Here is a 26989-nt window from a genome sequence, read left to right on the forward strand (position 1 = left end):
GTCGGACTCTTGTGGCACAGCTTACATTTCCGTATTCTCTACAACTATAGAAAATAAAGTTCTGACCTGCAAAGGTCACCGAACGAAGGCCGTCATGATGACCGCACAAACTGACACCCGCACCTCGTTTAGTCCGTACAGCCGCTACAGCCTGGCCACGGGCGCCGAAATCACCGCGGTCCAGGGCATCCTGCGTGCCGCGGGACTGCTGGGCGAGACCCGGCGCATCGCGTACCTCGGTCTGCTGGACCCCGCCCGGAACGCGCCGGCCGAAAGTGAGGACCGCCGGTTCCGGGTCTTCCTGCACGATGCCGCCGGGGGAAGGCCGGCCGATGTGACCGTTTCGGTCTCCAGCGGCACGGTGGTTTCCGCCGTCGAGCTGGACACGGCGGCGACCGGCGAGCTCCCGGTCCTGGAGGAGGAATTCGAAGTCGTCGAACAGCTCCTGGCCACGGACGAGCGCTGGCTCAAGGCCCTCGCCAGCCGCGGTCTGGACGTCAGCACGGTCCGCGTTGCCCCGCTGTCCGCCGGCGTCTTCGAGTACCCGGAGGAAAGGGGCCGCCGGATCCTTCGGGGTCTGGCCTTCGTGCAGGATTTCCCCGAGGACAGCGCCTGGGCGCACCCGGTGGACGGGCTCGTGGCATATGTCGACGTCGTGAGCCAGGAAGTGACGCAGGTGCTGGACACCGGCGCCGTCCCGATTCCCGCGGAGCACGGCAACTACACCGATCCGGAGCTCACCGGCCCGATGCGCACCACGCAGAAGCCGATCAACATCACGCAGCCGGACGGGCCCAGCTTCACGGTCACCGGCGGCAACCACGTTGAATGGGAAAAGTGGAGTGTCGACGTCGGCTTCGACGTCCGCGAGGGGGTGGTGCTGCACAACCTTGCCTTCCAGGACGGCGACCGCCTGCGTCCCATCATCAACCGCGCATCCATCGCCGAAATGGTGGTCCCGTACGGGGACCCGTCGCCGATCCGGTCGTGGCAGAACTACTTCGACACCGGCGAATACCTCGTGGGCCAGTACGCCAACTCCCTGGAACTGGGCTGCGACTGCCTGGGCGAGATCACCTACCTCAGCCCCGTCATCAGTGACGCCTTCGGCAACCCCCGCGAGATCCGCAACGGCATCTGCATGCACGAGGAAGACTGGGGGATCCTGGCCAAGCACAGCGACCTCTGGACGGGCATCAACTACACCCGCCGCAACCGCCGCCTGGTGATCTCGTTCTTCACCACCATCGGCAACTACGACTACGGCTTCTACTGGTACCTCTACCTCGACGGCACCATCGAGTTCGAGGCCAAGGCCACCGGCGTCGTCTTCACCTCCGCCTACCCCGAAGGCGGCTCGGCCAACATCTCCCAGCTCGCCCCGGGCTTGGGCGCGCCGTACCACCAGCACCTGTTCAGCGCCCGTCTCGATATGGCGGTCGACGGCCTCACCAACCGGGTCGAAGAAGAAGACGTGGTCCGCCAGGGAATGGGCGAGGGCAACGAACGCGGCAACGCGTTCTCCCGGAAGCGGACTGTCCTGGCGCGCGAGTCGGAAGCCGTCCGGGAAGCCGACGCGCCCAGCGGCCGGACCTGGATCATTTCCAACCCGGAATCACGCAACCGCTTGGGCGAACCCGTGGGCTACAAGCTGCATGCCCAGGGCCAGCCCACTCTCCTGGCAGATCCGGAGTCCTCCATCGCCAGGCGCGCGGCCTTTGCCACGAAGGACCTGTGGGTCACCCGGTTCGCGGAGGAGGAGCGGTACCCCACGGGGGACTTCGTCAACCAGCACGCCGGGGGAGCAGGCCTGCCGGCCTACATTGCCCAGGACCGCGACATCGACGGCCAGGACATCGTGGTGTGGCACACCTTCGGCCTGACCCACTTCCCCCGGATCGAGGACTGGCCCATCATGCCGGTGGACACGGTCGGCTTCAAGCTCCGCCCCGAGGGCTTCTTCGACCGGAGCCCCGTGCTGGACGTGCCGGCCAACGCTCAACAGTCCTCAAGCTGCCATGGCGAGGGCGACGCCGGCGCACACTGCCACAGCTAGGCCGGCGCCGTGAGTGTCGCAGCCAGCTTGGGCCGCCGGGCCGGCCTCGCCGGCGTCGTCTTCCATTCCCGGATCTGCGCCGCCGTGACCGCGGCGTCGTGCCTCGCGCATCTGTGGCTGGCCGCCGGGAACCAGCACGGGACCTGGCTGAACGTGCTCATGCTCGCCATGGTGGCAGTGTGCCTGCCGTGCGCCGTGCACATCTGGCGCCACGGCAGGCACAGGGCCCTTCGCCAGGTGATGGCCGCGGCGCTGGCCATGACCGCGGTGCACGCGGTCCTGCTCCTCGGCACGGGAGCCGGCGGCACGGGCCACAGTCACCATGTGAGCACTGCGGCAGCAGGGGCCGGCGCGGCGCCGTCGGGATCCGGGGCGCTGCTGGCAGTCATCGCGCTGGAAATGACGACGGCGCTGCTCGCCGCGACGCTGCTGGCCCGGCTGCGGGCGGAGCCCCGGTCGGCCGTATCAGGGTTGAAGCGCGGCTAAAGCGCAGCTTCCGGGTTGGTCAGCGTCAGTCGTTGAACAGCCCCGCCAGGTCTTCCGCCGTCAGGGCGCCGCCGGTGAGTGCGTCGCCTTCCATGACGTCGGCGAAGAGCTGCGACTTCTTCGCTTTGAGCGCCATGACCTTCTCCTCGATCGTGTCCTTGGCGACCAGCCGGTAGACCATGACGTTCCGGGCCTGGCCGATCCGGTGGGTCCGGTCCACGGCCTGGGCCTCCGATGCCGGGTTCCACCACGGGTCCAGCAGGAACACGTAGTCGGCCTCGGTGAGGTTCAGGCCGAAGCCGCCGGCCTTGAGGCTGATGAGGAACACCGGCGCGGCGCCGTTCTTGAACTCGTTCACGACGTCGGTGCGGTTGCGTGTGCCGCCGTCGAGGTAGCAGAACTCGATGTTCTCCTCGACCAGGCGCTCCCGGACCTTGCCCAGGAAACCGGTGAACTGGCTGAAGATCAAGGCCCGGTGCCCTTCGGCCACCAGGTCCGCGAGCTGCTCGAAGAGGACATCGAGCTTGCTGGAACGCACCCCTGACAGGGAGGGATCGATCAGCGAGGGATCCAGGCTCAGCTGACGGAGCAGGGTCAGCGACTGGAAGATAGTGAACCTGTTCTTGTTGACGTCCTCAATCAGGCCCAGGATCTTTTGGCGCTCCCGCTGCAGGTGGGTCTGGTAGACCTTCTGGTGCCGCGGGTTCAGCACGACTTCCAGGATCTGCTCCTGCTTGGGCGGCAGGTCACTGATGACCTGTTCCTTGGTGCGCCGCATCATGAGCGGCCGGACGCGCCGCCGGAGCTTGTCCAGCTGCCCCTTGTCGCCGTTCTTCTCCACCGGCTTCTGGTAATACTCGGCGAACCGTTTGGGGCTGGAAAAGAGCCCGGGAGCCACGATCGAGGTCAGTGCCCAGAACTCCATCAGGTTGTTCTCCAGCGGCGTGCCGGTGATGGCGAGTTTGAAGGCGGCGGGCAGTTTGCGGGCGCACTGGTAGGCCTTGGACTGGTGGTTCTTGACGAACTGCGCCTCGTCCAGGACCAGGCCGGCCCAGGTCTGGGAGGCGTAGGCCTCGTAGTCGATGCGGAAGAGGGCGTAGGAGGTGATGATGATGTCCGCGCCGGCCATCGCCTCGGCCGGGTGCGTGCCGCTCTTGGCGAAGGTTTCGCCGATGGCGCGCACGTTGAGCCCGGGAGCGAACCGAGCCGTCTCCGCCTCCCAGTTGCCCACCACGGAAGTGGGGGCGACGACAAGGAACGGGGCGGTCCCGGACCCGGTTCCGGCTTCATCTCCTGCGGCGGCGTCTTTTGCGGCGCAGATCAGGGCGAGGGCCTGGACGGTCTTGCCCAGGCCCATGTCATCGGCCAGCACGCCGCCGAGGCCGTGGCGGTACAGGAAGCTCAGCCAGTTGAAGCCCTCCAGCTGGTACGGGCGCAGCTCGGCGTTCAGTGACCCGGGCAGGGGAAGGCCCTTGATGCCGCCTTCAAGGAGGCCGCCTACGGACTCGCGCCACGCCGCGGCCTGTTCATCCACGATGCCCAGGTGTGCGAGCTCGTCCCACAGCCCGGCCTGGAAGCGGCTGATCTGCAGCGGGGCGTCCTTGTCGCCGGGGTTGTCCTGCAGGGAGCGGGCCTCGTCGATCAGGGCCCGCAGCTGGTGCAGCTCCGGCAGGTCCAGCGAGAAGTACGCCCCGCTCGGGAGCAGCATGCGGGTCTGGCCGGCGGCGAGGGCGGAAAACAGTGCCGCGAAGGAAACCGGCTGGCCCTCCAGGGTGATGACGATGCCCAGATCGAACCAGTCGCGGCTGTCCGTCGCCTTTGTGGAGATCGCCACCACCGGGGCTTCTTCGGCTTCGCGGTAGTCCGCAATCTCGCCGGAGGTATCCACGGAGACGTCAGGGAGGTCGCGGAGCCGGGGGAGCACGTCCTCGGTGAAGGCGAGGGTGTCCAGTCCGGCCAGCTCTGCCGTGGCCGCCAGGCGCGGCGTGCCCCAGCCGCCGGTCGCGGATTCGCCCAGGGCCGGCACGACGTCCCAGGGCTGCCCGACCGCCTCGAGGATGCGGGCCTCGGCCGGGTCGTCCCGGTAGCCGTGATCGCCCGGGTGCCGCCACAGCGGCTGTGCCGTGACGAGGTTTCCGGACGTGTAGTGCCATTCCCAATGCAGCCGGACCCGGTGGTCGGCCCCGTAATTGGCCAGCAGGGACAGGGTGGGGACGGCGAGCGTGGGCAGTTCCACCGACTCGTCGGAGGCGGTAACCCGCGCGGTTTGCTTGAGCTTGGGGTAAAACCCTGTTAGGAAGCGGCTTTCGTCCCGTGCGGGGATGTGCAGGGTTGTCCCGCCCGTGACGAAGGTCAGCAGTTCCTCGCTGAGACCGCTTTCCAGCGGGGCGAGGGTGATGACGGGGTCCGCGGGGGCGGTACCGGGCAGGGCGCCGCCGTCGGACGCCAGGAAGATTCCGTGCGCCGGGCGGCCGATGGTCCCGACCGACGCCGGATCCACCACCTCACCTTCGACCGTGATGGTCGGCGCGAGCTCGAGACCGCCGTCGTCCCCGCCGGTGCCGATGCGCGCCAGGTTCAGCCCGACGGCGGCAGGCTGTTCGACCAGCCGCACCGGCTCCGTGCCGCGGCTGTGCACCAGGGCGACGCCGATTTTCTGGGCCTGGGACAGCAGGCTCCACAGGTTCTTGCCGGCGTAGGTGTTCAGCCCCAGCCACAGTCCGGTGCCGGAGTGCTGCCGGTTTGCCACAGCGGTGTGCGAGGCGAGGAATTCCTGCATCCACTCGACGTGCGCCTCGTTGCATTCGCGCCGGTAGTTCAGGTAGCTCAGCGTGCTCCAGGAGACGTCGCCGCGGATCCACTTGCCCTTGGCGCCCATGATGACGGGGCGTGCCTTGAGCTGGCGGACGCTGCGGAGCGGGTCGCGGCGGCCCGTGTAGGAAAAGTGCGGGGCGGGTTCCTCGACGTCGAACTGGAGCGCCAGCGGGGTGCCGTTGGCGGACGGCGTGATCCCCGGGTGGGCGATCAGGGGGCTAAGGGCCTGCTCCCAGTCGGCCATTTCCGGTGGCGCGCTTTGGCGGGACAGCCGCGTGCCCTCGGCGGGGGCCAGCAGCTGCATCCTGGTGGCGGGGTTGTCTTCGGCCGCGAAGAGCAGGGCAGCCACGTGCTTGCAGTCCTTGCGGACCGGGCAGCTGCAGACGCCCACCGTGCAGCTCCAGCCGCCTGCCTTCCGGACCAGCTTCGCCGTCGTGGAATAGGGCACGTCGGAACCGCCCCGCACCTTGCCCAGCAGCAGGCCTGTGGCGGCGTCGAAAGAGATCCCGGAAACGCGGCTCCCCATGGCGTAAGCGAGCCCGGCCGCGAGGGAGCGGTCGTTGATCGCGGGAGTCTGTATTGCCAGTGCCGCACTCTCGTCCGGATGGGATGGCATGTGCGCGCTACTTTCGGCAGGTAATCATCTGATCCATCTTACCGAGCCTTCGCAGGCCCCGGAACTTCGCCGCCGCCCGCACAAGCGCCGCCTAAACTTCGCCGGACGTTCAACCGGGGCTCGGCCGCCCGCCGTGACGACGGACCTACCGTGGAGAGGTCCGGAGTATCAGCAGCGCCAGCAGTAAGGATTCCGCATGACCCACAGTGAGCCCACCATCCAGTCCGCCCACAGCTACCCCACCGTGCTGACCACCGAAAGCCTCAACGGCGGAAACGGGGACGTTGTCGACGCGAACGTCAACGTGGTCAACGCCATGTTCGAGGAGTTGCTGGACACGGAAGAGATCTCCCCGGCCGCGCTGCGCGGTTACTACGTGGACTTCTACCTGACGCAGGCGCTGGCCGGCGGCTTCGCGCAGTACGTGTTCACCGCGCCCGAACGCGAGGAAGTCGACCCCTACGTCCGGGAAGGCCTGGAGGCCATGGGTGCCGCCGCGCACCTGGACCTCTTCAACCGCACGGTAGCCGCCTTCGGCGCCCTGACCGACGCCGACGTCGACAGCTACCTCGACGGCGGCAGCGGCTGGGCCGCCGGAAGCGCAGAGGAAGACGAACCCGGCGACGGGGTCTCCGACGCCGTTCGGCGCATCGAAGAACTGGACGGGGAATTCGAGTCGATCCTCGCAACGGAGGACATCGCCGCATTGAATGCCGCGTGGCTGCGCGGCCAGGAGGACTTGCTGGTCCTTTCCGACGACGACCTCGACGCCCACATTGCCGGGCGGGTGGCCCGGCTTTCCGACCTCGCGGAGCGCCAGGCGGCAGCCGCCGAGGAAGCGCTTCTGGACGCGCCGGAGTTCGAGCAGATCATCCGCGAGCTGTGCGGCCTCGCGGGCCACAGCCTGGTGCGGATCACCATGGGCGATCCGAATTATGAGCACAACGGGGAAACCACCCTGGCCTGGCACTTCACCACGGAGCAGGGCGAATTCCTCATGCTGGAGGACGACGACGAGGCTTTCATGCTCAATCCGCGGACCCAGGAAATCCTCGCGGCTGTGGAGTTCGAAGAGGCCGGGGAGTTCGAAGAGGCCGTTGACTTTGAAGGGTCGGCGGAGTTCGAAAAGGCACGCCCGTAGGCAGCCTTCCCCGACAGTTTTCCGGTACGGCCGGCGTCTGCCCCCAAATGCAGGCGCCGGCCGTGCCATGCTGGGCAACCCGTGCCGGCTAACTCTGGCCCGGCCGACCGGTCCCGGCGGATCCGCGGCCGGTGAGCCTACCCGGCCGGCGGTGCCGTGATCATTTCCCCGGAGGGTGACACGAGGAACCAGACCCCGCCGACGCCCTGGCCGTTGATGTCCCCCGCGGCCTGGTCCTTGGAGTAGTAGTAGATCGGCATCCCGTTGATGGTCACCTGCATCTTTCCGTCAGCCGTGGGAATGGTTCCGACCTTGCCGGTGACGCCGTTAACTGTGGGAGTCGCCGTCGTCGACGTGACAGCGGGCCACGACGTCAGGCACGCGCCGGTGCAGACGCTGTTCCCGGAATCCTTCGTGTTCTTGGTGAAGAAATAGACGCTCAGTCCCTGCTCGGCCACCACGATCTGGCCCGCCTTGGAGTCGGCCACCGAGAGTACCGCGGCGGACATGGACGACGGCGCGGAACTGGCTGGCGCGCTCGTGGCGGTCTCTGCGGGGGCGGAGGTGGCCGGCGCCGCCGACGTCGGCGTCGTGGTCGTTCCGCCCCCGCAGCCGGACAGGAGGGCGGCCAGAGCGAACGCGGACAAGCCAATGCTGAGATGCTTCTTCATTTGCTGCTCCTAGACTCGAGCCAGCCCAACTCGGAGGCCGGCGCTACGAGATACGACGCCATGGAGAGCGGAATGGTTCATGGCGGAACCGACATGTTCGTGTCGGGCTGTCCTGGGGCACACTGAACTATTGGGCCTGCCCGTACGTCGTAGAGGGGCAGAACACGAATTCCCTGGAGGTGGGCAATGCCGCTGGACGAAGACGTCGTGGCTGCGATTTACCGCGACCACGGAACGGCACTGAAACGCTTTGTCCTCAGCGTCTCCCGGGACCCCCAGCTCGCCGACGACGTCGTCCAGGAAACGGTGCTGCGGGTCTGGCAGCAGGCGCCGCAGATCACGGGCAGCCTGCGCAGCTACCTGTTCCGGACGGCCCGCAACATCATGATCGACAATTACCGCAAAGCCCAAAGGCGGCCGCAGGAAGCCGGCGACCGCGATGTCCAGGCCCTCCCGGAAGGCGGCGTCGGCGCCGGGCGCATCGACGAGCTGCTCAACAAGGTGCTGATGGAAGAGGCGTTGCTGCGGCTCAGCGCGGAACACCGCGAAGTCCTTGTTGCGCTCCACTACCGCCGCTACACAGTCCAGGAGGCATCCGCCCAATTGAAGATCCCCAGCGGCACGGTGAAGTCCCGGGCGTTCTACGCCGTCCGGGCCCTACGGACGATCCTCGACGAGATGGGGGTGCAGCAGTGAACGGGACCGAGTTGCATCACTTCCTCGGCGCGTACCTGCTCGGCGGGCTGGAGCCGGCCGAAGCCGCGGCCTTCGAGCAGCATCTTGCGGTGTGCGCCCACTGCCGCCAGGAGCTGGACGAACTTGCCAGCCTCCCCGCGCTGCTGGACGCGATCCCGGTGTCCGACGCCGTCGCGCTCACCGCCGCGGCGGCGGCCGCCCGGGACCGCGCGCTGGTCCCGCCGGAACCCGAACCTGTCCCAAGCCGGCTCCTGGACGAGCTCGCCGCCCGACGCCGGAAGGTGCGGCGCCGGTGGACGTCGGCGGTGGCCGCGGCGGCCGCCGCATGCCTGGGGCTGGGGATCTTGGCCGGTCCGCTGCTGAACCAACCCGCCAAACCGGACGCGAGCTATTCCGTTGCGGCCAGCAGCGGGTTGGAAGTCACGGTGGGGCTCGTCAAGAAAACCTGGGGCACCGAACTGGCGGTGGACGGCCGCAGCCTGCCCGTCGCCGGGACCCTCTCACTCTGGGTAAAGGACCGTGACGGCGGCGTGGACCGCGCCTGCGCGTGGACGGCCACGCCCACCGGCAGAGTCCGGATCACCGGGGCGACGCCGGTGCAGCTGGCCAGGATCGCCAGTGTCGAGATGCGCGATGAGCAGCAGCAGACCGTTGCTGTCATCGCCGTGCCCCAGGGGTAGCCCACTCCTGGGGCGCGGCGGTCCGTTCGGTCCGGGAGCCGGCAACGGGCGCGGGCCTACATTTTCGCGAGCTTGGCCCGCACCGCCATGTAGATGCCGTAACAGATCAGGCCTACGCCCACTGCGGCCAGCAAGTACACGCCGAACGGCTGCTCCCGCAGGGCCTTCAGGCTGCCGTCGAGCCCGGTTGACTCTTCGGGGTGTGCCTTCACCGTGGCGATGATGATGAGCAGGCCCACCAGCAGCAGGGCAAAGCCCTTGGCAACGTAGCCCACCATGCCGATCACCGTCACTGCGGTGCGCGCCTGCGGCTGGGACGGCATGCGCAGGTATTTGATGAAGGACTTCTTGAAGCCGCGAATCGCGTAGACGATCCCGGTGACGGCTACCGCGGCGCCGATGATCACCAGGAGTGCAACGCCGCCCGGTGCCTTCATGAGGTTTACGGTCATGTCGGAAGTCGACTCGCGGTTGTCGGAGCCGGCCCCGGTGGCGACCGACGCGAGCGTCAGGGCGAACGCGGTGTACACCACGGCCTGCAGGGCTGCCTTGAGTTTCTTGCCGACCTTTTTCTTGGTCGGCAGGTGCCCGAAATCGAAAATGGCGTCGGACGCCTGCCAGATGGCCAGCGCCACGCAGGCGGCAAACGATGTCCAGAGCAGCAACGGCCCCGCCGGCTGCCGGGCGAGCTCTTCCACCGCGCCGCTGACATCGGCCTGGCCCTGACCGCCCATGGCAAGCCGGATCGCGACCAGCCCGATGAGGAAGTGCAGCAACCCCGACACGGCGAACCCGGCCCGCGCTGCGATTTCGAGGGGCTTCGAATTGGTGACGTCCTCGGCGACGTCAGCAGCGTCGTTCAATTCTCGTTTGATGATCGTGTCCTTAGTACTACCCAGCGTGGTTCGTTCCGTAATCGTGCCACGCGAAGCCGCTCAACAAAAGACACCCGCGCGCCGGGGTGCCTAAATTCGGCGGTAGCTGAGGTCGAAGATCAGGCGGCCGGCTTCGTGCGCCTTGTTTTCGAAACTGGTCAGAACACGGCCCTCAAACCGCGGCGCCCACCCGCCGGTCCCGTCGACGCCCTCGTTGGGTCCGGTGTGCTCGGTGCTGACCGGCGCCCGGCCTTCCTTGACCGGTGCTCCGCCCACTCGGGACTCGACGCCGGATTCCCACACCTGGGTCAGGGGGCTGTCCGCGCCGGCGCGCTCGCCCTGGTGCAGGTTCTCGAACTCCGCCGAGCCCGCCATGACCTCGCGGACGTGAACGGCGTAGTTGGACCAGTCGGTCGCGATCCGGAAGATGCCGCCGGGCTTGATGGCCCGGGCGGCGAGATCAGCGAACGCCGGTTGAATGAGGCGGCGCTTGTGATGCCGGGACTTGTGCCATGGATCCGGGAAGAACACCCATAGTTCCGTGACGGAGCCGGCCGGGAGCATGGTGGCGAGCACCTCAGGGGCGTTCGCCTCGACAACCCGCACGTTGCTCAGTCCGCGGCTGTTGATTTTGATCAAGGTGTTGGCCAAGCCGGGGGTGTAAACCTCCACGGCCAGGAAGTCCTTGTCCGGGTTTTGCTCGGCGGCGTGGCAAACGGCGTCGCCCAGTCCGGAGCCAATCTCGACAACCAGCGGAGCCGTGCGGCCGAATTCGGCCTCTGCGTCGAACACATAGTCCGGGTGGACGGAGGTGTTTGCGACATGGCGGGGGACCTCAACCGCCCAACGGTCCGAGTGTTCCTCCCAGGCCGCCTGGCGTCGGCCCTGAAGGCGCGTGCCGCGGCGCACAAAGCTCACCGGACGGCCCCCATAGGTGCCGAACGAGGCCTGGCTGCCGGGGGTCACGGGGCGCGGCAACTGGCTCTGGTCCGGGGCGCCGGACTCCGGGTTTGCCTGCAGGCCGGGGGATTCTGGGGATTCGCTCATCCCTTCCAGAATAGTTGAGTTCGCCGGGCCGGGCCGCCCGGGGATCCCGCGGCCGCCCCGGCGGGCCGGCCGCGGAGGTGGGGTTGAGCCGCTGAGGGAGGGGTGAAGGGAAGGGGTGAAGACGCGGGGCTGCAAGAATGGGGCGGGTGACCTCAGCTGGGAAAACTGACGAGTTGGACCATTCGGCCGGCGCCGTTCTCCGGGACGGCCCCGCCGGGCCGCCCCGCGCGGCCGGCCGCCGGCAGCTCGCGTATTTGGGGATCTGCCTGGTCCTGATCGGGCTGAACCTCCGCACAGTCTTTTCGAGCTTCGCTGCGGTACTGCCGGAGGTGACGGCCGACGCCGGGCTTCCGGCCTGGGCGGTCATGGTGCTCACCACCGTCCCGGTGACGCTGCTGGGGGTGTTCGCTCCGCTCGCCCCTGGGCTGGCACGCCGGTTCGGGGCCGAACGGGTGCTGCTCGGTGCCATGGCGGTGCTCACTGCCGGGCTGCTGCTGCGGCCCGTGGAGCTGCCGGCGGCCGGCCACCTTCCGGCTCTGCTCGCCGGGACCGCCGCGTGCGGTGCCGCGATTTCACTGTGCAACGTGCTGCTGCCGGGCGTGGTCAAGCGTGACTTCCCGCATCGCCTGGGCCTCATGGGCGGCCTCTACACCACCGCGATCTGTGCCTCGGCCGCGCTCGGTGCCGGCTTCACGTTCCCGGTCTTCCGCGCGAGCGGGGAATGGACGGCGGCGCTCTGGTTCTGGGCGCTGCCGGCCGGCGTCGTCCTTCTGCTGTTCCTGCCGCCGGCGCTCCGGGCCCGTCCCGGCGGGGCGGCGCGGCCGGCCGGCGGCGTCAACGTCTGGCGTTCCGCCGTGGCCTGGCAGGTGACCGGGTTCATGGTCCTGCAGGCCATGATGTCCTTCAGCGTCTTCGCCTGGCTGGCGCCGATCCTGCGCGAACGCGGGGTGGACGGCGGCACGGCCGGCCTGATCGTCTCGGCCTCGATTGTGCTGCAGATGTTGGGCTCGCTGTTCGCGCCGGCGCTGGCCACCAGGTTCCGGGACCAGCGTGCCCTCAACACGGCGGTGGCGCTCATGACCGGCGCTGGCTTCGCGCTGAGCATCTTCGGGCCTGTGGAACTCCTGTGGCTGTGGACCGGGCTGCTCGGCCTGGGGCAGGGAAGCCTGACCGCCGCCGCGCTGACGCTGATCATGGTCCGCACCAGGGACGGGCACACCGCGGCCCATCTTTCCGGGATGATGCAGGGCGTGGGCTACGGGATTGGCTCCAGCGGCACGCTCCTGGTCGGCCAGCTGCACCAGTTCACCGGATCCTTTGCCGCGGCGGGTGTGCTGTTCATGCTGGTGGGCTCTCTTGCAGCGGTGTTCGGGTACCGGGCCGGGCGCGACCGCTACATCGGCGACTGACGCTTCCCCCTGCAAAAACGGGATGAGCCATCAGTTGTGGCTGTCCTGAACCCTCCAGAACAGCCACAACCGATAGCTCAACCGGCCCGGACCGGATCAGAGCGTGAGGTCCTTGCCCTTCGTCTCCGGGATGGTGAAGACGCAGGCCGCGGAGATCGCGAGCAGCAGCACGGCGTACACATTGAACAGCTGCGGCATCTGCACCGTGGTGCCGAGCCACTGCTGCAGATAGGGCGCGGTTCCGCCGAACACGGCCACGCAGATCGAGTAGGGCACTCCGACGCCCACGGTGCGGATGCTGGTGGGGAACAGCTCGGCGTAGACGGCCGGGACGATCGCCGCGCTGGCGGCGATGAAGATCAGCATGACGGACATGCTGACGGCCAGCTGCCAGGCGGAATCCTTCAGCAGGGCGGTCATCGGGAAGTGCATGATGCCTGCGCCGATCGCACCGGCCCACAACACTTTCTTCCGTCCGATCCGGTCCGCCAGCTTGCCCCAGAAGGGCAGCGCCGCGATGAACACGATGTTGCCGATCACGCCGGCCCACAGGGCCTCGCCCCGGTCGATCTTCAGGGCGGTGGTGGCGTAGCTGGGGGCGACGACACCCCAGATGTAGTAGATCACGGTCAGGCCGACCGTCAGGCCGATCACCTGGAGGGCCTGCTTGCGGTGGCGGACGATCTGCGGCCAGATCGGAGCGCGCTTCTCCGTCGCGGCCTCACCCTCGAAAACGTCCGTTTCGTGCAGCCGGGACCGCATGATCAGCGCGTAGAGACCCATGGCCGCGCCGATGAGGAACGGGATGCGCCAGCCCCACGCGTTCATGAGTTCAGTGCTCAGCGTCATGTTCAGCACGGCACCGAGCAGGGTTCCGAACAGGATGCCCACGGTGCCGGAGGTGTAGATCAGCGTGGCCCAGAAGCCGCGGTGTTCCTTCGGCGCCATTTCGGACAGGTACGTCTGCGACGACGGCAGCTCGCCGCCGTGGGCCAGGCCCTGGATCAGGCGCGCCACCAGGAGCGTGAGCGATGCCCAGACGCCGACGGCCGCGAACGTCGGAGCGATGCCGATCATCAGGCTGCCCACCGACGCCAGCCCCACGGCCAGGGTCATGGAAGCCTTCCGGCCGATCCGGTCACCGATCCAACCGAACAGGAAGCCGCCGAAAGGGCGGGCAACGAAGCCGACGGCGAAAATCGCCAGCGTGGACAGCACCGCGGACGCAGGATCCGACTTGCTGAAAAGCTGGCTGGCGATGAACGGCGTGAACGTGGCGTAGATCGCCCAGTCATACCATTCGACGGCATTGCCGATGCCGGTGCCGACGAGCGTCTTGCGGGTGGATGTTCGGGTTGCCGCCGGCGTGATCGTGGCTGCAGTCATGGTCTTCTCCCTCGGGGGTGCGGGTTAGGAAAGGGCGGAGGCGGCGGCAACCGTGTTGGCCGCGGCAGGAACGTCGGCGGCCGCGAGTGCGGCCAGCCTTGAGATGGCGAGCTCGGCGTAGAGTGCGGCGCCGTCAGCCAGCACGCCGTCGTCGAACGTGGCGTACGGGGAGTGGTTGAACGCGGAGGTGGCATGGTCGGCGTCCCGGGGGACGGCGCTCAGCCCGATGAACGTGCCGGGGACCTCGGCCAGAACCCGCGAGAAGTCTTCGGAGCCGCTCAGCGGGGTGGCCCAGCGGGAGAGCCGGGAGTCGCCGAGCAGGCCCGCAATGACGTTCTCCGCGGTGTGCGTTTCGTCCTCGTCCGTGATGGTCAGCGGATACTCCTGCTGGTAGTCGACATCGACGTCCAGGCCGTGTGCCGCCGCGATTCCCTTCAGCAGCCGCGGCACGGCGTCCATCATTTTCTGCCGGGCTTCCTCGGAGAAGGTCCTGATGGTGGCCTCGATGCGTGCGGTTTCCGGGATGATGTTGCGCTTCGTGCCGGCCTGGAGGACCCCCACGGAGAGGACTACGGGGTCGAACATGTTGAACTGGCGGGTGATCATGACCTGGAGGGCGGTGACCATCTCGGCGGCCGCCGTGACGGGGTCCTTGGCCGAGTGCGGGGCCGACCCGTGGCCGCCGGCGCCGAGCACGGTGACCACCAGGCCGTCGGAGGAACTCAGCATGACGCCGGGCTTGGTGCAGAACGTGCCGTACGGTTCCAGGGCGGAAAACACGTGCATGCCGTAGGCGGCGTCCACACGCCGGCCGGCGGCATCCAGCACGCCTTCGCGGATCATGTGGCTCGCGCCGTCGAAGCCTTCCTCGCCGGGCTGGAACATCAGGACGACGTCGCCGGCCAGCTGGTGCCGGCGTTCGGCCAGGAGGGTGGCGGCCCCTGCCAGCATGGAGGTGTGCAGGTCGTGGCCGCAGGCGTGCATGGCGCCGTCGATCCTGGACGTGTAGTCCACGCCCGTCTTCTCCTGCACCGGCAGGCCGTCCATGTCAGCGCGCAGCAGCACCGCCGGGCGCGAGCCCCCTTCGGTCCCGGGCCCCTGGCCCCGCAGTACTGCGGTGACCGACGTCGTCTCCTGGCCCAGGGCGATCTCGTAGGGAAGCCCGTCCAGAGCCTTGAGCACCTTTTCCTGGGTGCGGGGCAGCGCCAGGCCGATCTCGGGTTCCCGGTGCAGTTCATGGCGGAGCCGGGCAAGGTCCGTCTGCATTTCCCGGGCATCTGCGGTGATCGGCACGTGTTCTCCTTGTTTGTCGTTTGTCGGTTGTCGTTTGTCGAACATCGCCTGGTTGGCGACTGGCTTGTTTTTCGAAGTTCCTTGGTTCACGTCCGGCGGGGACGTCCTGCGTCTATTCTCAAGTGACACAGTTCACACCCGCCCGAAGGCCAGAAAAAATGCACGAATAGACTGTTGCCGCAGGTTTCGTGCATGGATGAAGGGAAGAATGATGGAACTCAGCGAGGACGATCTCGCGCTGATCAACGTCCTGCAGATTGCCCCGCGGCTGAGCTGGGCGGATGCGGCGCAGGTGCTGGGCGTGCACGCCACCACCCTGGCCGCCCGGTGGGAGCGGCTGTTGGACTCTGGCGTGTCCTGGATCACCGCTCACCTGATCGGTGACCCCCAGCAAATGTGCCTGGCATTCGTCGCTGTGGACTGCGAAATGCACCGGCGCGAGGAAGTCACCGCCAGGCTCGCCGAGATGCCGGAAATCGTCACGGTGGAGGAGGCAGCCAGCCACCGGGACCTCATGCTGACCGTCATTACGCCCTCCCTGGACGATTTCAGCCTGAAAGTCATCTCGCGGCTGAAGGAGATTGACGGCCTCCTCAAATATCAGACCGCCCTGTGCACCAGGCTGCACGCGAGCGGCGGCTCCTGGCGGCTGAACGTGTTGAGCCGCGCGCAGCAGGCCGCCGTGCGGGCGTTGGCCGGCCCCGAGGCCACCGGGGTTGCCCAGGCTGCCGCCCGGGAAGCGCTGCCGGAAAGCCACCTGGCGCTCCTGCCGTTCCTGGCCAGGGACGGGCGGGCCACGGCGGCAGACATCGCCCGCGGCCTGGGCAGGCACCCGGCCACCGTCCAGCGCCAGCTCAACCGTGTGCTCGCCAGCGGCATCCTGTCATTCCGGTGCGAGGTGGCCCAGAAACTCTCCGCTTTCCCCGTGACCTGCCAATGGTTCGTCAACGTCCCGGCCGGGCGGCACGAGGCAGCCGCCGCGGAGCTGAGGACCATGCGGAACGTCCGGCTCAGCGCCTCCACCACGGGGCCAACGAATTTCGTGATCATCATGTGGCTGCAGTCCCTGGCGGACGTCATGAACATCGAGGTGGCGCTGCAGCAAAAAGTGCCCGGGATCGAGCTCGTGGAAAGCGTCGTCATGCTGAGCACCGTCAAGCGTGTGGGCTGGATGCTGAACCCGGACTCCAGGGCCAGTGGCGCCGTCGTGGTTCCTGCCCAGGGGTTCGACGAGGCGGACTGACGGCGGCGGACCGGCAGCTGATAAGCCGAACGGCCAGCTGATAAGCCCACAGGAGGGCGGGCTGCGGGGGTCCGGTTGTAAGCTGTGGCACGTGCCCCAGACCGACCCGCCCCCTCACCAGGAGTCCCGTCCGAAAGCCGTCCCGGAATCGGCCGGCATCTTCCACCGCAGCTACCTGTTGGTGACCCTCGGCGCCTGCGCACTGGTGTTCCTGGCGGCCTTCGAGTCGCTGGCGGTGACCACCATCATGCCGCTCGTCAGCCGGGAACTGGATGGGGCGGGACTCTACGCCTTGGCCTTCGCCGGGCCGCTCGCCACCGGGGTGATCGGGATGGTGGCCGCGGGCAGCTGGTCGGACCGCAAGGGGCCGGTGGCGCCGCTCCTGGCCGCAGTGGGCATGTTCGTGCTCGGCCTGCTCATCGCTGGGACCGCCGGAACCATGCCGGTCCTCGTGTCCGGACGGCTGGTGCAGGGACTCGGCGGGGGCGGGCTTACCGTGGCCCTGTACGTGGTGATTGCCCGGGTCTACCCGCCGGTCCTGCATCCGAAAATTTTCGCCGCCTTCTCCGCGGCCTGGGTCATCCCGTCCCTCGTGGGACCGTTCGCGGCCGGCGCCGTGGCCCAACTGGCCGGCTGGCAGTGGGTCTTTCTCGGCGTGGTCGGGCTCGTGGTGCCGGCCCTGCTCCTGACGGCCCCGGCTCTGCGCGGCCTGAACGGCAGCACGGGCGGCGCCGACGGAGATTCCCCGGCCGCTGAGCCAGGGTCCCGCGGCCGTCCGCCGGGAGGCCTTGTCAAGTTGGCGCTGGCGGCACTGGCGGCGCTCGCCGTGCTGGGCCTGAACCTGTCCGCAGCGGTACCGGTCGCCGGCGGGGTGCTGGCGGCGGCCGCCGTCGCCGTCGCGCTCCTGGCCGTCCGTCCCCTCATGCCGCGCGGAACGCTGACCGCCCGGCGCGGCCTGCCGAGCGTGATCCTTACCCGCGGCCTGGCATCCGCGGCGTTTTTCGGCGCCGAGGTCTACCTGCCGTACCTGCTCGTGGAACGCTACGCCTTCGCCCCGACATTTGCTGGCCTCACGCTCACCGGCGGCGCCATCGCCTGGGCGGCGGCATCGGCCATCCAGGGCAGGCTGGGGACCCGGCTGGAGCACCGGAGGGCGGTGCGGATTGGATCGGCCATGGTCCTTGGCGCCGTCGTCCTGGCCTTCGTGACCACGGTACTGGCCTGGCCGGCCGCGGTCGCGATCGCGGGATGGATCTTCGCGGGGGGCGGCATGGGCCTGATGTATCCGCGGCTGAGCGTCATGACCCTGGCGCTCTCCACCAAGGACACCGAGGGTTTCAACAGTTCGGCGATGTCCATTTCGGATTCCCTCGGCGGTGCCCTGGCCCTCGCCGGCACCGGGATCGTGTTCGCAGCGTTCGCGACGGCGGCGCCGTCGGCGTCGTTTGCCGGGGTGTTCGCGCTGACGGCGGTGATCGGGATCGCCGCCGTGGCCGTCGCGCCGCGCGTCGCCGTCGTCCCGGCCGCCGTCACCAAACGCTCGTAGCGGCAACCACTAGAACGGGCACAGCACCTTGATGCGCCCTGCACCATAAAAAGTGCTGCACCATAACAAGCACTGCACAGGAGCCCCGGCCGGATGATCCGGCCGGGGCTCCTGTGCGTCAGCGCTCCTTTGTTTCAGCGCTCCGTTGTTTCCGCGCGGGGATCAGGCAGACGCGCGGGCTTCCTCCTGCGAGCGGACGGCCTTCCATTCCACAATCCGGGCCTGCTGCAGCGGGGACTTGCGGTTGAAGTGCCAGGCCGCGCCCAGCAACAGGAACCACACGGGCGCCACGAAGAGTGCCAGCCGGGTGTCGTCGGCCTGCCCCAGGGCCACCAGCATGAACACGAAGAAGGCGAGCACGACGTACGGCATGAAGGCGGAGCCGGGCATCTTGAAGGACGACGCCTCGTGCAGGGCCGGCCGGCGGCAGCGGAAGGCGATGTAGCTGACCAGGATCATGGACCACACAAACATGGTCAGCACGGACGCCACGGAAGTGACCACCGTGAACGCGCCGATCACGGAGTCGCCGGAGTAGAGCAGGACCAGGCCGGCCAGCAGGAAGATGCAGGAGAACAGCAGCGCGTTCTGCGGTACTTTGCGGACGCTGAGCTTTCCGAACGCTTTGGGCGCGTTCCCGTCCTGGGCGAGGCCGTAGACCATCCGGGAGGTTGAGTAGATTCCGGAGTTGGCGCTGGAGGCGGCGGAGGTCAGGACCACAAGGTTAATGACCACCGCGGCGATCCCCAGCCCGGCGAGGGTGAACATGCCGATGAACGGGCTGTTGGCGGGGTCGATGGTGCGCCACGGATTGACGGCCATGATGACCACCAGGGCGCCCACGTAGAAGAGGAGGACGCGGACCGGGATGGAGTTGATGGCGCGCGGCAGGTTCTTTTCCGGGTCCTTGGTTTCGGCGGCGGCGGTCCCCACCAGTTCGATTCCGGCGAAAGCGAAGATGGCGATCTGGAACCCGAGGACGAAGCCGAACATGCCGTGCGGGAACATGCCGCCGTCGTTCCACATGTTGGCGAGGTTGGCTTCCGCGCCGTTCGGGGACGTGAAGTGGGTGGCGATCATGACCGCGCCGGTGACGATCAGGGCCACGATGGCGACCACCTTGATGATGGCAAACCAGAATTCCGCTTCACCGAACGCCTTCACGGTGGGGAGGTTCAGGAGGATCAAGACCACGGGTGTGAGCAGCGCAGGGATCCACAGGGGCGTGCCGGGAGCGAGCTTGTCCACGTAGCCGGAAATGGCGACGATGTCCGCCACCCCGGTGACCACCCAGAAGAACCAGTAGGACCATCCGGTGAAGAAGCCGGCCCACGGCCCCAGCAGGTCACCGGCGAAGTCGCTGAAGGACTTGTAGTTCAGGTTGGAGAGCAGGATCTCGCCCATGGCACGCATCACGAAGAACAGCATGAAGCCGATGATCATGTAGACGAAGATGACGGAGGGCCCGGCGAGCGAGATGGTCTTCCCGGACCCCATGAACAGGCCGGTGCCAATGGCGCCGCCGATGGCGAGCAACTGGATGTGGCGGTTGCCGAGCGCCCGGGCGAGGTGCGGCTCGCGGTTCCCGGAGTCACCGCTGGCGGAGGCGGCAGTTCCAGTTTGGGCAATGTCAGATTCTGCAGTGGCCGGAGCGGCCGTGGTGGTGCGTTCAGACATGAGGCTTCTTCCTTGTCACAGGCGGTCGCCGGCGGGGGTTCCACAGTGCGGACCGCACGGATCCGTCAGAGTGTGACGGAGGTAACAGTTTTGGCGGGTAGATCAAGGCTAGGGCCGGTATTTCGTGGTCCCTGTTGTCGGAGCGGTCCGCGTATGTGGTCCGGCTGGTCGGTGGGGTGCCGCCGCGCTCCCGGCGGGACGAGGCTCCCGGAAGGCGCGGGAACCGGCAATCTACGCGGACTCTGGGGGAGGACGCGACGTCGGCACAGTCGCCCGGTGCGGGCGCTGGCACCGCTTTTCCGTGGATCGCCCGCCCGCAGGCAGGCTCGACAACTGTCGACCATCTTAGCTTCAGTTGTCGTCCGCTGTCTTTTGTCACATTTTTTCGCGGCAGCGGCCGCGGAGGGCCGCCGCTAGCTTTCCGCAGCGTTGGCCGGCTCGGGCCGGCCCTGCACAACAGAATGGCCCCGCCTTGGGCGGGGCCATTCCTTGCAGAGCTCAGCTGCGGCGCAGCCCAGTTGGGCAGTCCAGTTGCGCCCGCTACTCCTTGGCGAAGCCGTCCTTAACCTTCAGCGGCCCTGATGGCTCCGATGTCGGCGGCGTCCTTGACGCGGTCGCGGGCCTCCGACAGCTTGGGCCGGGCCTGCTCATGTTGGCCATCGCGCTTGAGGTCCTCATTGCCAGTCACCGTGCCGGTACCTTCTGTGGCTGCACCGATGTGGTGGATGACCGTGAGTTTGGCCTTGCCGTCGATTCCCATGATGTTCCCTTCCCCTGATTGCTAGGTCATGCGGTGTTGCTGTAGGTCCACAGGGCGGCCACGGGCGCGGTCAGTTCCAGCCACATTGGGGATTCGGAACAGAACCCGAAGTGGATGGCCCGGCAGTGTATCGATTTCGGGGGTGGGTCAGCGACGGCGTCCGTGATCCAGGGGATGCTCCCTCGACCGATTGCCCGACAGGCCGTTGGGCCGTCTACTGGGCGGCCAGGCGCGTGGCCCGCAGCACGGCATCCGTGAGGGACACTGCCTCGCCGTCGGGCCCGACGGCGCTGCGACGCCGGCTGTCCAGGACCTCGGCACGCCACAGCGGCTCCTCGATCCGGAGTTCCCGGGCAAGGTCCTCGGCGGTGAAGAACTTCTCCGGAGTATGGTGCGCGCCCCACGGAGGCAGCCCGTCGGGGTGATGGCCGACGATCAGCAGCGTCCCGCCGGTCCGCACCGCGGCCGCGGCGAGCTGCAAAGCCTGCTGCCACGGCATCTGGGTGGAATGCAGGAACTGGGCCGTGACGAGGTCGAACAACCGGTCCGGGACCCAGGTGGCAAGATCCTGCTGCACCCACTCGATGGCGGCGTCCTGGCCCCGTTCCCGGGCGTGGGCGGCCGCACGCTCCAGGGCGACGGCGGAAACGTCCAGGCCCGTCACGCTCCAACCGCGGGCAGCAAGCCACATCGCGTCCGCGCCCTCGCCGCACCCCAGGTCCAGAGCCTCGCCGGCAGGAAGGTCCGCCACCTCGGCAACGAGTTGCGGATTCGGCTCCCCGCTCCACATCCTGGACCGGCTGCTGTACTTTTCATCCCACATCCGGGCTGCGGAACCGGGCGCCGCATCCTCGACGGCCGCATGTTCGGCTGTGTCATGCTCGTCGGCGTCATGCTCGTGGCTGTGGCTGCGTTTTGTCATGGTTCCCCTCATCACGGCGGTTCGCCGGGTTTCGCTGTTTGTTTTCAGGCACGACGGCGGTGACGAACCCTCCCGGCGCGGACCGCCGTCGGGTCTCCTTGCCGAAATTCCTGTGCTCCTCAAGCACCAGTCCGAAGCCCCCAACAAAGTCCGCGGCGCTTTTCCTGGCCGGGGGAGTGTTGTCGATCCCAAAGGTCAGGGGCTCGCCGACGAATCTCGCGGTAGCCCGCGCATACCGCATGTAGGGCGATCCCGAGGTGATCGTTTCCCTCGAAAAGTAGTCGAAGGCCACGATGCTGCCCGGGGCGGTGCCGGCGATCCTGCGCAGCGTCGCCTCGACGGAGGCGCGGTCCAGGTACATGGTCACCGCTTCCCAGAGGAACAGTGCGGGCCGGTTCGGGTCGAAACCGGCAGCGAGCAGCTTCTCCATCCAGTCCTCGGTCTCGAAATCGGCGGGTACGTACGTGGCCAGGCGCGTGGAGAGGCCCGCCTTTTCGAGCATCGCGAGTTTGAAAGCCTGGGTCCGGGGCAGATCGAGTTCAAAGCAGCGCACCCGGTCCCCGGGCGCCAGCCGGAACGCCCGGGTGTCGAATCCCGCTCCGAGGATTACGAGCTGGTCGATGCCGCCGCGATGCCGTTGAACGGCCGCGTCATAGAGGCTGGTCCGTGCTGTCGGCTGGTGGCGCATCGGTGCCCGCCCCGGGTACGGATAGCGGTAGAGCCTGGGCACGTAGCCCGTGATCAGGTGGGCGGCGAGCGTGGGGGCGGTCTCCATCTGGATGCCAGTCGCGGACACGTTCGGCAGAACGGCCATGAGCCGGGCCGCGGGGACGTCCGGCCGTGTCCCCAGACGGTGCTGCATCCAGCGCGTGTAGAGGGATGCGAGCAGCGTGGCCGACGTGCCGGTGCGCCGGCTGTAGGCAAGCATCCCGGGGACGGATGTGATGTAGCCGGCCGCACTCAAGGGAAACAACGCCAGCTGGATGACCCGAAACAGGCCAGCGGAGACTATTCGCGGCATTGCGTGCGACTCCCCTCACGGCCCGCCCGTCGCGCGGCCCTTCCCGCCCACCATGGTCCTCCCGGACGTAACGGCGGTCAATAGACCGTCCGGGCTTCCGTCCGGGCGCCGCGCAGGCGGACGGACACGTGGAAATCACGCTCCGGAAACCATTCTGAAACTTGCGTCATGAATGCTGGGCACAAGACATTGAACGCTGGGGAAGGGCAATGACCATGGACGTTGACGAAGCACGGCAGATCCGCAGCTCGGCCGAGTTGAACGTGGGGGACGAGATCGAGGCGTGGCACAACGGGAAGCTCTTCCACCGGGGCCCGGTGACCCAGACCGTCACAGGCGTGGACCTGTTCTGGATCCTGGATGCCCGGACGGGGACCCGCCGCCTCATCGACGCCGAGGCGCTCGTGATCCTGCGGCCGGCTGGCCCGGGACCGGCCAAAACGCCGTCACGGGCGGCCGTCAACACATCCGCTCATGCACCGGCCCAGTCGTCCCACATGCCGCTGTTCCAAGCCCCCAGCATGGCGGGCTAGGGGCCGGGCCGGCCGTCACGGATACGGGGCCCGGGCATCCTGGGTGGTAGACTACTAAAACTTGATGTGCAGTGATGCCCACTTTTGATTTGGTTGACCGGCTTCGGTCCATCAGCCGGATCCCTGCCGGATTCCTTCGGGAATCCGCACGCAGGCAGTGGGATTTTTTCATGTGAGAGGCACATCCTGCGTCGATGAACGCGTTCCATTTGGTCCCGGCGGCCGCTTGCTGAAGTTTGGCAGCAGCCCGGTTGATCACCTGACTTTTCTTCGGCGAACCCTTGAGCCAACCGGCATCGGGGGCCGATATCCGCACGGATACCGCCTGAAAGACTTTGAAACACATGACTACATTTGCTGCCCTCGGCACGCCCAAAGCACTTGCCGACACCCTGACCGCACAGGGGATCGTGGAGCCCTTCCCGATCCAGGTCAAGACCCTTCCCGACACCCTGTCCGGACGCGACGTCCTGGGCCGCGGCCGCACCGGCTCCGGCAAGACCATCGCATTCGCCATCCCGCTGGTGGCACGACTCGCAGAGCGCGAAGCCAAGCACTTCCGCAAGCCCGGCCGCCCGATGGGCCTGGTCCTGGCGCCCACCCGCGAGCTGGCCACGCAGATCAACGCGACCATCGAGCCGATGGCCAAGGCCATGGGCCTGACCACCACCGTGATCTACGGCGGCATCTCCCAGGCCCGCCAGGAAAAGGCCCTGCGCGCCGGCGTCGACATCGTCATCGCCTGCCCGGGCCGCCTGGAGGACCTGATCCGCCAGCGCATCCTGACCCTCGAAGCAGTCGAGATCACCGTCCTGGACGAGGCCGACCACATGGCCGACCTTGGCTTCCTCCCGGTGGTCAAGAAGCTCATGGACATGACCCCCACCCAGGGCCAGCGCCTGCTGTTCTCCGCCACCCTGGACAACGGCGTGGACAAGATCGTCCAGCGCTACCTGTCCAACCCGCTGACCCACTCCGTGGACGACCCGCAGGCCGCGGTGACCACCATGGAACACCACGTGCTGGTGGTCAACGACCAGACCGTCAAGAAGCAGCTGATCGTCGAGCTCGCCTCCGGCGCCGGCCGCCGCGTACTCTTCATGCGCACCAAGCACCACGCCCGCAAGCTGGCCAAGACCCTGACCGACGCCGGCATCCCCGCCGTCGATCTGCACGGCAACCTCTCGCAGAACGCCCGTGACCGCAACCTGGCCGAGTTCTCCTCCGGCGATGTCCGCGTCCTGGTGGCCACCGACGTCGCGGCCCGCGGCGTCCACGTCGACGACGTCGAACTGGTCATCCACGTGGATCCGCCCACGGAGCACAAGGCGTACCTGCACCGCTCAGGCCGTACGGCCCGCGCCGGTTCCGACGGAACCGTGGTCACGCTGACCCTGCCCGAGCAGCAGTCCGACGTCAAGAAGCTGATGAAGGCTGCCGGCGTCGAGGTCAACTTCGAGCGCGTCACCGCCAACTCCCCGCTGGTTGCTGAACTGGTCGGCGAAATGGCCGACAAGATCGATCCGCGCACCCGCGCCGCGCTGCTGGCCGCCAAGGCCGCACAGCACGGCGGCGGTAGCTCCACCGGTGCCAACGCCGAGCGCAAGCGCGCCCGCCGCACCACGCAGGCTGCACCCACTGCGGGTGGCCGTGGTGGCCGTGGCGGACGCGGACGCGTCGGAGCCGAGGCTCCCCGCACCGATCTGCCGCGCGCCGAGCGCCGCGCTGTAGCCTATGAAGGCCAGGCTGCTGCCCGCAACGCTGCTGAGCGCGTTGCGGAGAAGAACGAGGACCGCGCGGAGGCCGAGCGCGCCGAGCGCCGGAATGCGCGTGGCCGCGGCCGCACCACCGCCTACGCGCACCACAACGATGTTCCGGCAGCCGGCGGTCGTGCCGCGGCCGGCCGTGGTTCGGACGGACGCGCCGCCGAGGGACGCAGCGACGCCCGGGGCGCTTCGGCTCCCCGCAGCGGAGCACCCCGCACAGGTGGCGCTCCCCGCTCCGGTGGCGCACCCCGCATCGGCGCTTCGACCGGCGGCCAGCGCAGCGGACGCCCGGCAACCGGCCAGCGTGCAGCTGCCGGCGCCAAGTCCGCTGGCAGCAAATCCGGTGGCAGCGCTGCTGTTTGGTCATCCAACACAGGTGGCACCTCGGGCGGATCCTACGCCGGCGGCGGCAATGGCCGTTCCGGCGAAGGACGTCCGGCCCGCGGCTCCGGCCCCCGCCGCGCGTCGGCTCCGGCCTCGAACGAACGCCGCAGCCGCTAATCCCCAACCGCTCCCTAACCTCGCAAGCTCGGTCAGGGAACCCGGCGGTCGTGGCCCCAGCTAACCACCATCGAGTGCTCCGTAACTGCCGTTTAAAGGGTTCATAACGGCAGTTCTGGAGCACTCGATGAGGTTTCAGGCCCTACCAGCCGCGGGCGCGCCACTCTTCCAGGTGCGGCCGTTCCGCGCCGAGGGTGGTGGGCTGGCCGTGTCCCGGGTGCACCACGGTGTCATCCGGATATACATCGAACAGCCGCTCGCTCACATCGGTGATCAGCTGGGCAAAGCGCGCCGGATCCTTCTGTGTGTTGCCTACCCCGCCGGGGAACAGCGAGTCGCCGGAAAAGATGTGGGCCGGGCCCTCGGGGTCCTGGTACACGAGGGCGATCGAACCCGGTGTGTGGCCGCGCAGATGTACAGCCGTCACGTCGAAGCCGTCGAAGTTGCCGACGTCCCCGTGATCCAGCAGTACATCCACCGGCACCGGCAGCTCCGGGGCATCCTCTGTCCCGGCCGCCGTTTTCACACCGGTGGCTTCCACCAGGCCCGGCAGCGCCCGGACATGGTCCCAGTGCTGGTGGGTGGTGGCAACCAGCGCCAGCTTCGGCGTCGCGGAAGTATCCGCGGCGGCGTCCGCGAGCAGCCCCTGGATGGCGGCCAGATCATCGGCCGCATCGATCAGGAGCTGCGCGCCGGAGGCCCTGGCCGTGAGCAGGTAAACATTGTTGTCCATCTCGCCGACCGAAATCCGGCGGATGGTGATGTCACGTAAAGAGTGAATGAGCGAGTCCATGGGCTTCAGTCTACGGACCCGCTATTCACGGCCCTGGGACACCCAGTTGGGGTCCGCGGCGCGGGAACCGACGACGGCGTCCGCGGCGGACTCGAGCGTCCTCAGTTGCGCTGAGGTGAAGTCGAGGGCCAGGGCGCCCAGGTTTTCGTCGATCCGGTCCGCCTTGCGGGTGCCGGGGATGGGGACCACGGGCAGTCCCAGCTGGCGGCCCCGCGCGAGCAGCCAGGCCAGCGCCACCTGGGCAGGAGTTGCAGCCTGCCCGGCAACGCTCAGTTCCGCAGCGACTGCCTGCACGGCCGCCACCACGCCCTGGTTGGCGCTGGCAGCATCCGCGGCGAACCGCGGGATGTTGCGGCGGAAGTCGTTGCTGCCCAGCGTCGAGGCGTCCACGGTGCCGGTGAGGAATCCCCGGCCCAGCGGCGAATACGGCACAAATCCCACCCCGAGTTCGGCGGCGGCGGGCACCACGTTGCGTTCCACGTCGCGGCTCCAGATGGACCATTCGCTCTGGACCGCGGCGATCGGGTGGACGCGGCTGGCGTCGCGCAGCTCCTCGGCCGTCACCTCTGACAGGCCCAGATGCCGCACCTTGCCGGCCTGTACCAGCTCCGCCATGGCCTCCACGGTTTCCACTATCGGAACGCGGAGGTCAAGGCGGTGCAGGTAGTACAGGTCAATGGTGTCGGTGCCCAGCCGTTGCAGGCTGCGGTCCACGGCCTGCCGCACGTAGGCGGCGTCGCCGCGGATGTCCGTGTAGCCGGCCGACGGTGTGCCCACGAGGCCGAACTTGGTGGCCAGCTGGACTTCGCCGCGGCGTTCCTTGAGCAGCCGCGCGATCAGCTCCTCGTTGCTGCCGCCGCCGTAAATGTCCGCCGTGTCGATGAAGCTGACGCCGGCGTCCACCGCGTGATGCAGGGTCCGCAGGGCCTCGGCCGGGTCCACCTCGCCGTAGACGGGGGTCAGGGCCATGCCGCCGAACCCCAGGGGGCTGACCATAAGGCCGTCGCCGAGCCGGACTGTTGCTGCCGTCATCTTGGTCTCCATTCGCGCACTGAAT

At 68.1% G+C, this 26989-nt stretch carries 22 protein-coding genes; 10 read left to right on the top strand and 12 right to left on the bottom strand.

Annotated features, from left to right (window positions below):
• The first annotated feature begins 94 nt into the window (after nucleotides 1–94).
• Entirely contained in the window at nucleotides 95–2056 is a 1962-nt protein-coding gene (locus tag ARTB_RS11865; protein WP_439954121.1) for a primary-amine oxidase, read from the top strand.
• A 9-nt stretch (nucleotides 2057–2065) separates the two neighbouring features.
• On the top strand, nucleotides 2066–2542 hold the full coding sequence (locus tag ARTB_RS11870) for a hypothetical protein (protein ID WP_243180606.1): 477 nt from the start codon (nucleotides 2066–2068) through the stop codon (nucleotides 2540–2542).
• A 25-nt stretch (nucleotides 2543–2567) separates the two neighbouring features.
• Here ARTB_RS11870 and ARTB_RS11875 read toward each other — a convergent pair whose 3' ends face one another.
• Nucleotides 2568–5972, bottom strand: coding sequence for a DEAD/DEAH box helicase (locus ARTB_RS11875; protein ID WP_243180607.1), 3405 nt, complete (start codon nucleotides 5970–5972; stop codon nucleotides 2568–2570).
• Between the two features lie 196 nt (nucleotides 5973–6168).
• On the opposite strand from ARTB_RS11875, the gene ARTB_RS11880 reads away from it, so the two are divergent.
• Nucleotides 6169–7113 carry a DMP19 family protein gene (locus ARTB_RS11880; protein WP_243180608.1) on the top strand — a complete coding sequence of 315 codons (945 nt, stop codon included), beginning with the start codon at nucleotides 6169–6171 and terminating at the stop codon, nucleotides 7111–7113.
• A 137-nt stretch (nucleotides 7114–7250) separates the two neighbouring features.
• On the opposite strand, the gene ARTB_RS11885 is transcribed toward ARTB_RS11880, so the two are convergent.
• Nucleotides 7251–7784, bottom strand: coding sequence for a COG4315 family predicted lipoprotein (locus tag ARTB_RS11885; RefSeq protein ID WP_243180609.1), 534 nt, complete (start codon nucleotides 7782–7784; stop codon nucleotides 7251–7253).
• Nucleotides 7785–7970: 186 nt separating this feature from the next.
• Here ARTB_RS11885 and ARTB_RS11890 point away from each other — a divergent pair, with 186 nt between their 5' ends.
• Both ARTB_RS11890 and ARTB_RS11895 read left to right on the top strand, forming a co-directional pair.
• The gene (locus ARTB_RS11890) at nucleotides 7971–8480 is read left to right on the top strand and encodes a sigma-70 family RNA polymerase sigma factor (protein WP_026538160.1); all 510 of its coding nucleotides are present in this window, start codon (nucleotides 7971–7973) and stop codon (nucleotides 8478–8480) included.
• Entirely contained in the window at nucleotides 8477–9160 is a 684-nt protein-coding gene (locus tag ARTB_RS11895) for an anti-sigma factor family protein (protein ID WP_243180610.1), read from the top strand. Before ARTB_RS11890 ends, ARTB_RS11895 begins: the two co-directional genes overlap by 4 nt.
• Nucleotides 9161–9216: 56 nt before the next feature.
• Here ARTB_RS11895 and ARTB_RS11900 read toward each other — a convergent pair whose 3' ends face one another.
• Both ARTB_RS11900 and trmB read right to left on the bottom strand, forming a co-directional pair.
• Nucleotides 9217–10023, bottom strand: a complete 807-nt coding sequence (locus ARTB_RS11900; protein WP_243180611.1) for a DUF1206 domain-containing protein — start codon at nucleotides 10021–10023, stop codon at nucleotides 9217–9219.
• Nucleotides 10024–10125: 102 nt separating this feature from the next.
• On the bottom strand, nucleotides 10126–11082 hold the full coding sequence (gene trmB, locus ARTB_RS11905) for a tRNA (guanosine(46)-N7)-methyltransferase TrmB (RefSeq protein WP_243180612.1): 957 nt from the start codon (nucleotides 11080–11082) through the stop codon (nucleotides 10126–10128).
• A 137-nt stretch (nucleotides 11083–11219) separates the two neighbouring features.
• Between trmB and ARTB_RS11910 the strand changes: the two genes are divergently transcribed.
• Nucleotides 11220–12491, top strand: a complete 1272-nt coding sequence (locus tag ARTB_RS11910; protein WP_439954122.1) for an MFS transporter — start codon at nucleotides 11220–11222, stop codon at nucleotides 12489–12491.
• A gap of 96 nt (nucleotides 12492–12587) precedes the next feature.
• Here the strand turns inward: ARTB_RS11910 and ARTB_RS11915 are convergent, their stop codons facing one another.
• Together ARTB_RS11915 and ARTB_RS11920 are read right to left on the bottom strand one after the other, a co-directional pair.
• Nucleotides 12588–13877, bottom strand: a complete 1290-nt coding sequence (locus ARTB_RS11915) for an MFS transporter (protein ID WP_079550797.1) — start codon at nucleotides 13875–13877, stop codon at nucleotides 12588–12590.
• Nucleotides 13878–13901: 24 nt separating this feature from the next.
• Nucleotides 13902–15170, bottom strand: a complete 1269-nt coding sequence (locus ARTB_RS11920) for a M20 metallopeptidase family protein (RefSeq protein ID WP_243180613.1) — start codon at nucleotides 15168–15170, stop codon at nucleotides 13902–13904.
• A gap of 211 nt (nucleotides 15171–15381) precedes the next feature.
• Here ARTB_RS11920 and ARTB_RS11925 point away from each other — a divergent pair, with 211 nt between their 5' ends.
• Entirely contained in the window at nucleotides 15382–16413 is a 1032-nt protein-coding gene (locus ARTB_RS11925; RefSeq protein WP_243180906.1) for an Lrp/AsnC family transcriptional regulator, read from the top strand.
• Nucleotides 16414–16504: 91 nt separating this feature from the next.
• Nucleotides 16505–17959, top strand: coding sequence for an MFS transporter (locus ARTB_RS11930; protein ID WP_243180614.1), 1455 nt, complete (start codon nucleotides 16505–16507; stop codon nucleotides 17957–17959).
• A gap of 162 nt (nucleotides 17960–18121) precedes the next feature.
• Here ARTB_RS11930 and cycA read toward each other — a convergent pair whose 3' ends face one another.
• From cycA to ARTB_RS11950, 4 genes are all read right to left on the bottom strand, one after another.
• On the bottom strand, nucleotides 18122–19636 hold the full coding sequence (cycA, locus tag ARTB_RS11935; RefSeq protein WP_243180615.1) for a D-serine/D-alanine/glycine transporter: 1515 nt from the start codon (nucleotides 19634–19636) through the stop codon (nucleotides 18122–18124).
• 562 nt (nucleotides 19637–20198) lie between these two features.
• A complete protein-coding gene (locus ARTB_RS11940) occupies nucleotides 20199–20396 on the bottom strand; it encodes a CsbD family protein (protein ID WP_243180616.1) in 198 nt (65 codons plus the stop codon).
• A gap of 214 nt (nucleotides 20397–20610) precedes the next feature.
• Entirely contained in the window at nucleotides 20611–21318 is a 708-nt protein-coding gene (locus tag ARTB_RS11945; RefSeq protein WP_243180617.1) for an SAM-dependent methyltransferase, read from the bottom strand.
• Entirely contained in the window at nucleotides 21287–22339 is a 1053-nt protein-coding gene (locus ARTB_RS11950) for a class I SAM-dependent methyltransferase (protein ID WP_243180618.1), read from the bottom strand. Before ARTB_RS11950 ends, ARTB_RS11945 begins: the two co-directional genes overlap by 32 nt.
• 215 nt (nucleotides 22340–22554) lie before the next feature.
• Between ARTB_RS11950 and ARTB_RS11955 the strand changes: the two genes are divergently transcribed.
• Both ARTB_RS11955 and ARTB_RS11960 read left to right on the top strand, forming a co-directional pair.
• Nucleotides 22555–22872 (top strand): hypothetical protein, encoded by a 318-nt coding sequence (locus ARTB_RS11955; RefSeq protein ID WP_243180619.1) that lies wholly within the window; start codon nucleotides 22555–22557, stop codon nucleotides 22870–22872.
• Nucleotides 22873–23216: 344 nt separating this feature from the next.
• Nucleotides 23217–25139 carry a DEAD/DEAH box helicase gene (locus tag ARTB_RS11960; RefSeq protein WP_243180620.1) on the top strand — a complete coding sequence of 641 codons (1923 nt, stop codon included), beginning with the start codon at nucleotides 23217–23219 and terminating at the stop codon, nucleotides 25137–25139.
• Between the two features lie 142 nt (nucleotides 25140–25281).
• On the opposite strand, the gene ARTB_RS11965 is transcribed toward ARTB_RS11960, so the two are convergent.
• Entirely contained in the window at nucleotides 25282–25932 is a 651-nt protein-coding gene (locus ARTB_RS11965; protein WP_243180621.1) for an MBL fold metallo-hydrolase, read from the bottom strand.
• Between the two features lie 21 nt (nucleotides 25933–25953).
• Entirely contained in the window at nucleotides 25954–26964 is a 1011-nt protein-coding gene (locus ARTB_RS11970) for an aldo/keto reductase (RefSeq protein ID WP_243180622.1), read from the bottom strand.
• Between the last annotated feature and the right edge of the window lie 25 nt (nucleotides 26965–26989).

Origin of the sequence: Arthrobacter humicola (assembly GCF_022803015.1) — a bacterium.
GTDB classification, from domain to species: domain Bacteria; phylum Actinomycetota; class Actinomycetes; order Actinomycetales; family Micrococcaceae; genus Arthrobacter; species Arthrobacter humicola_A.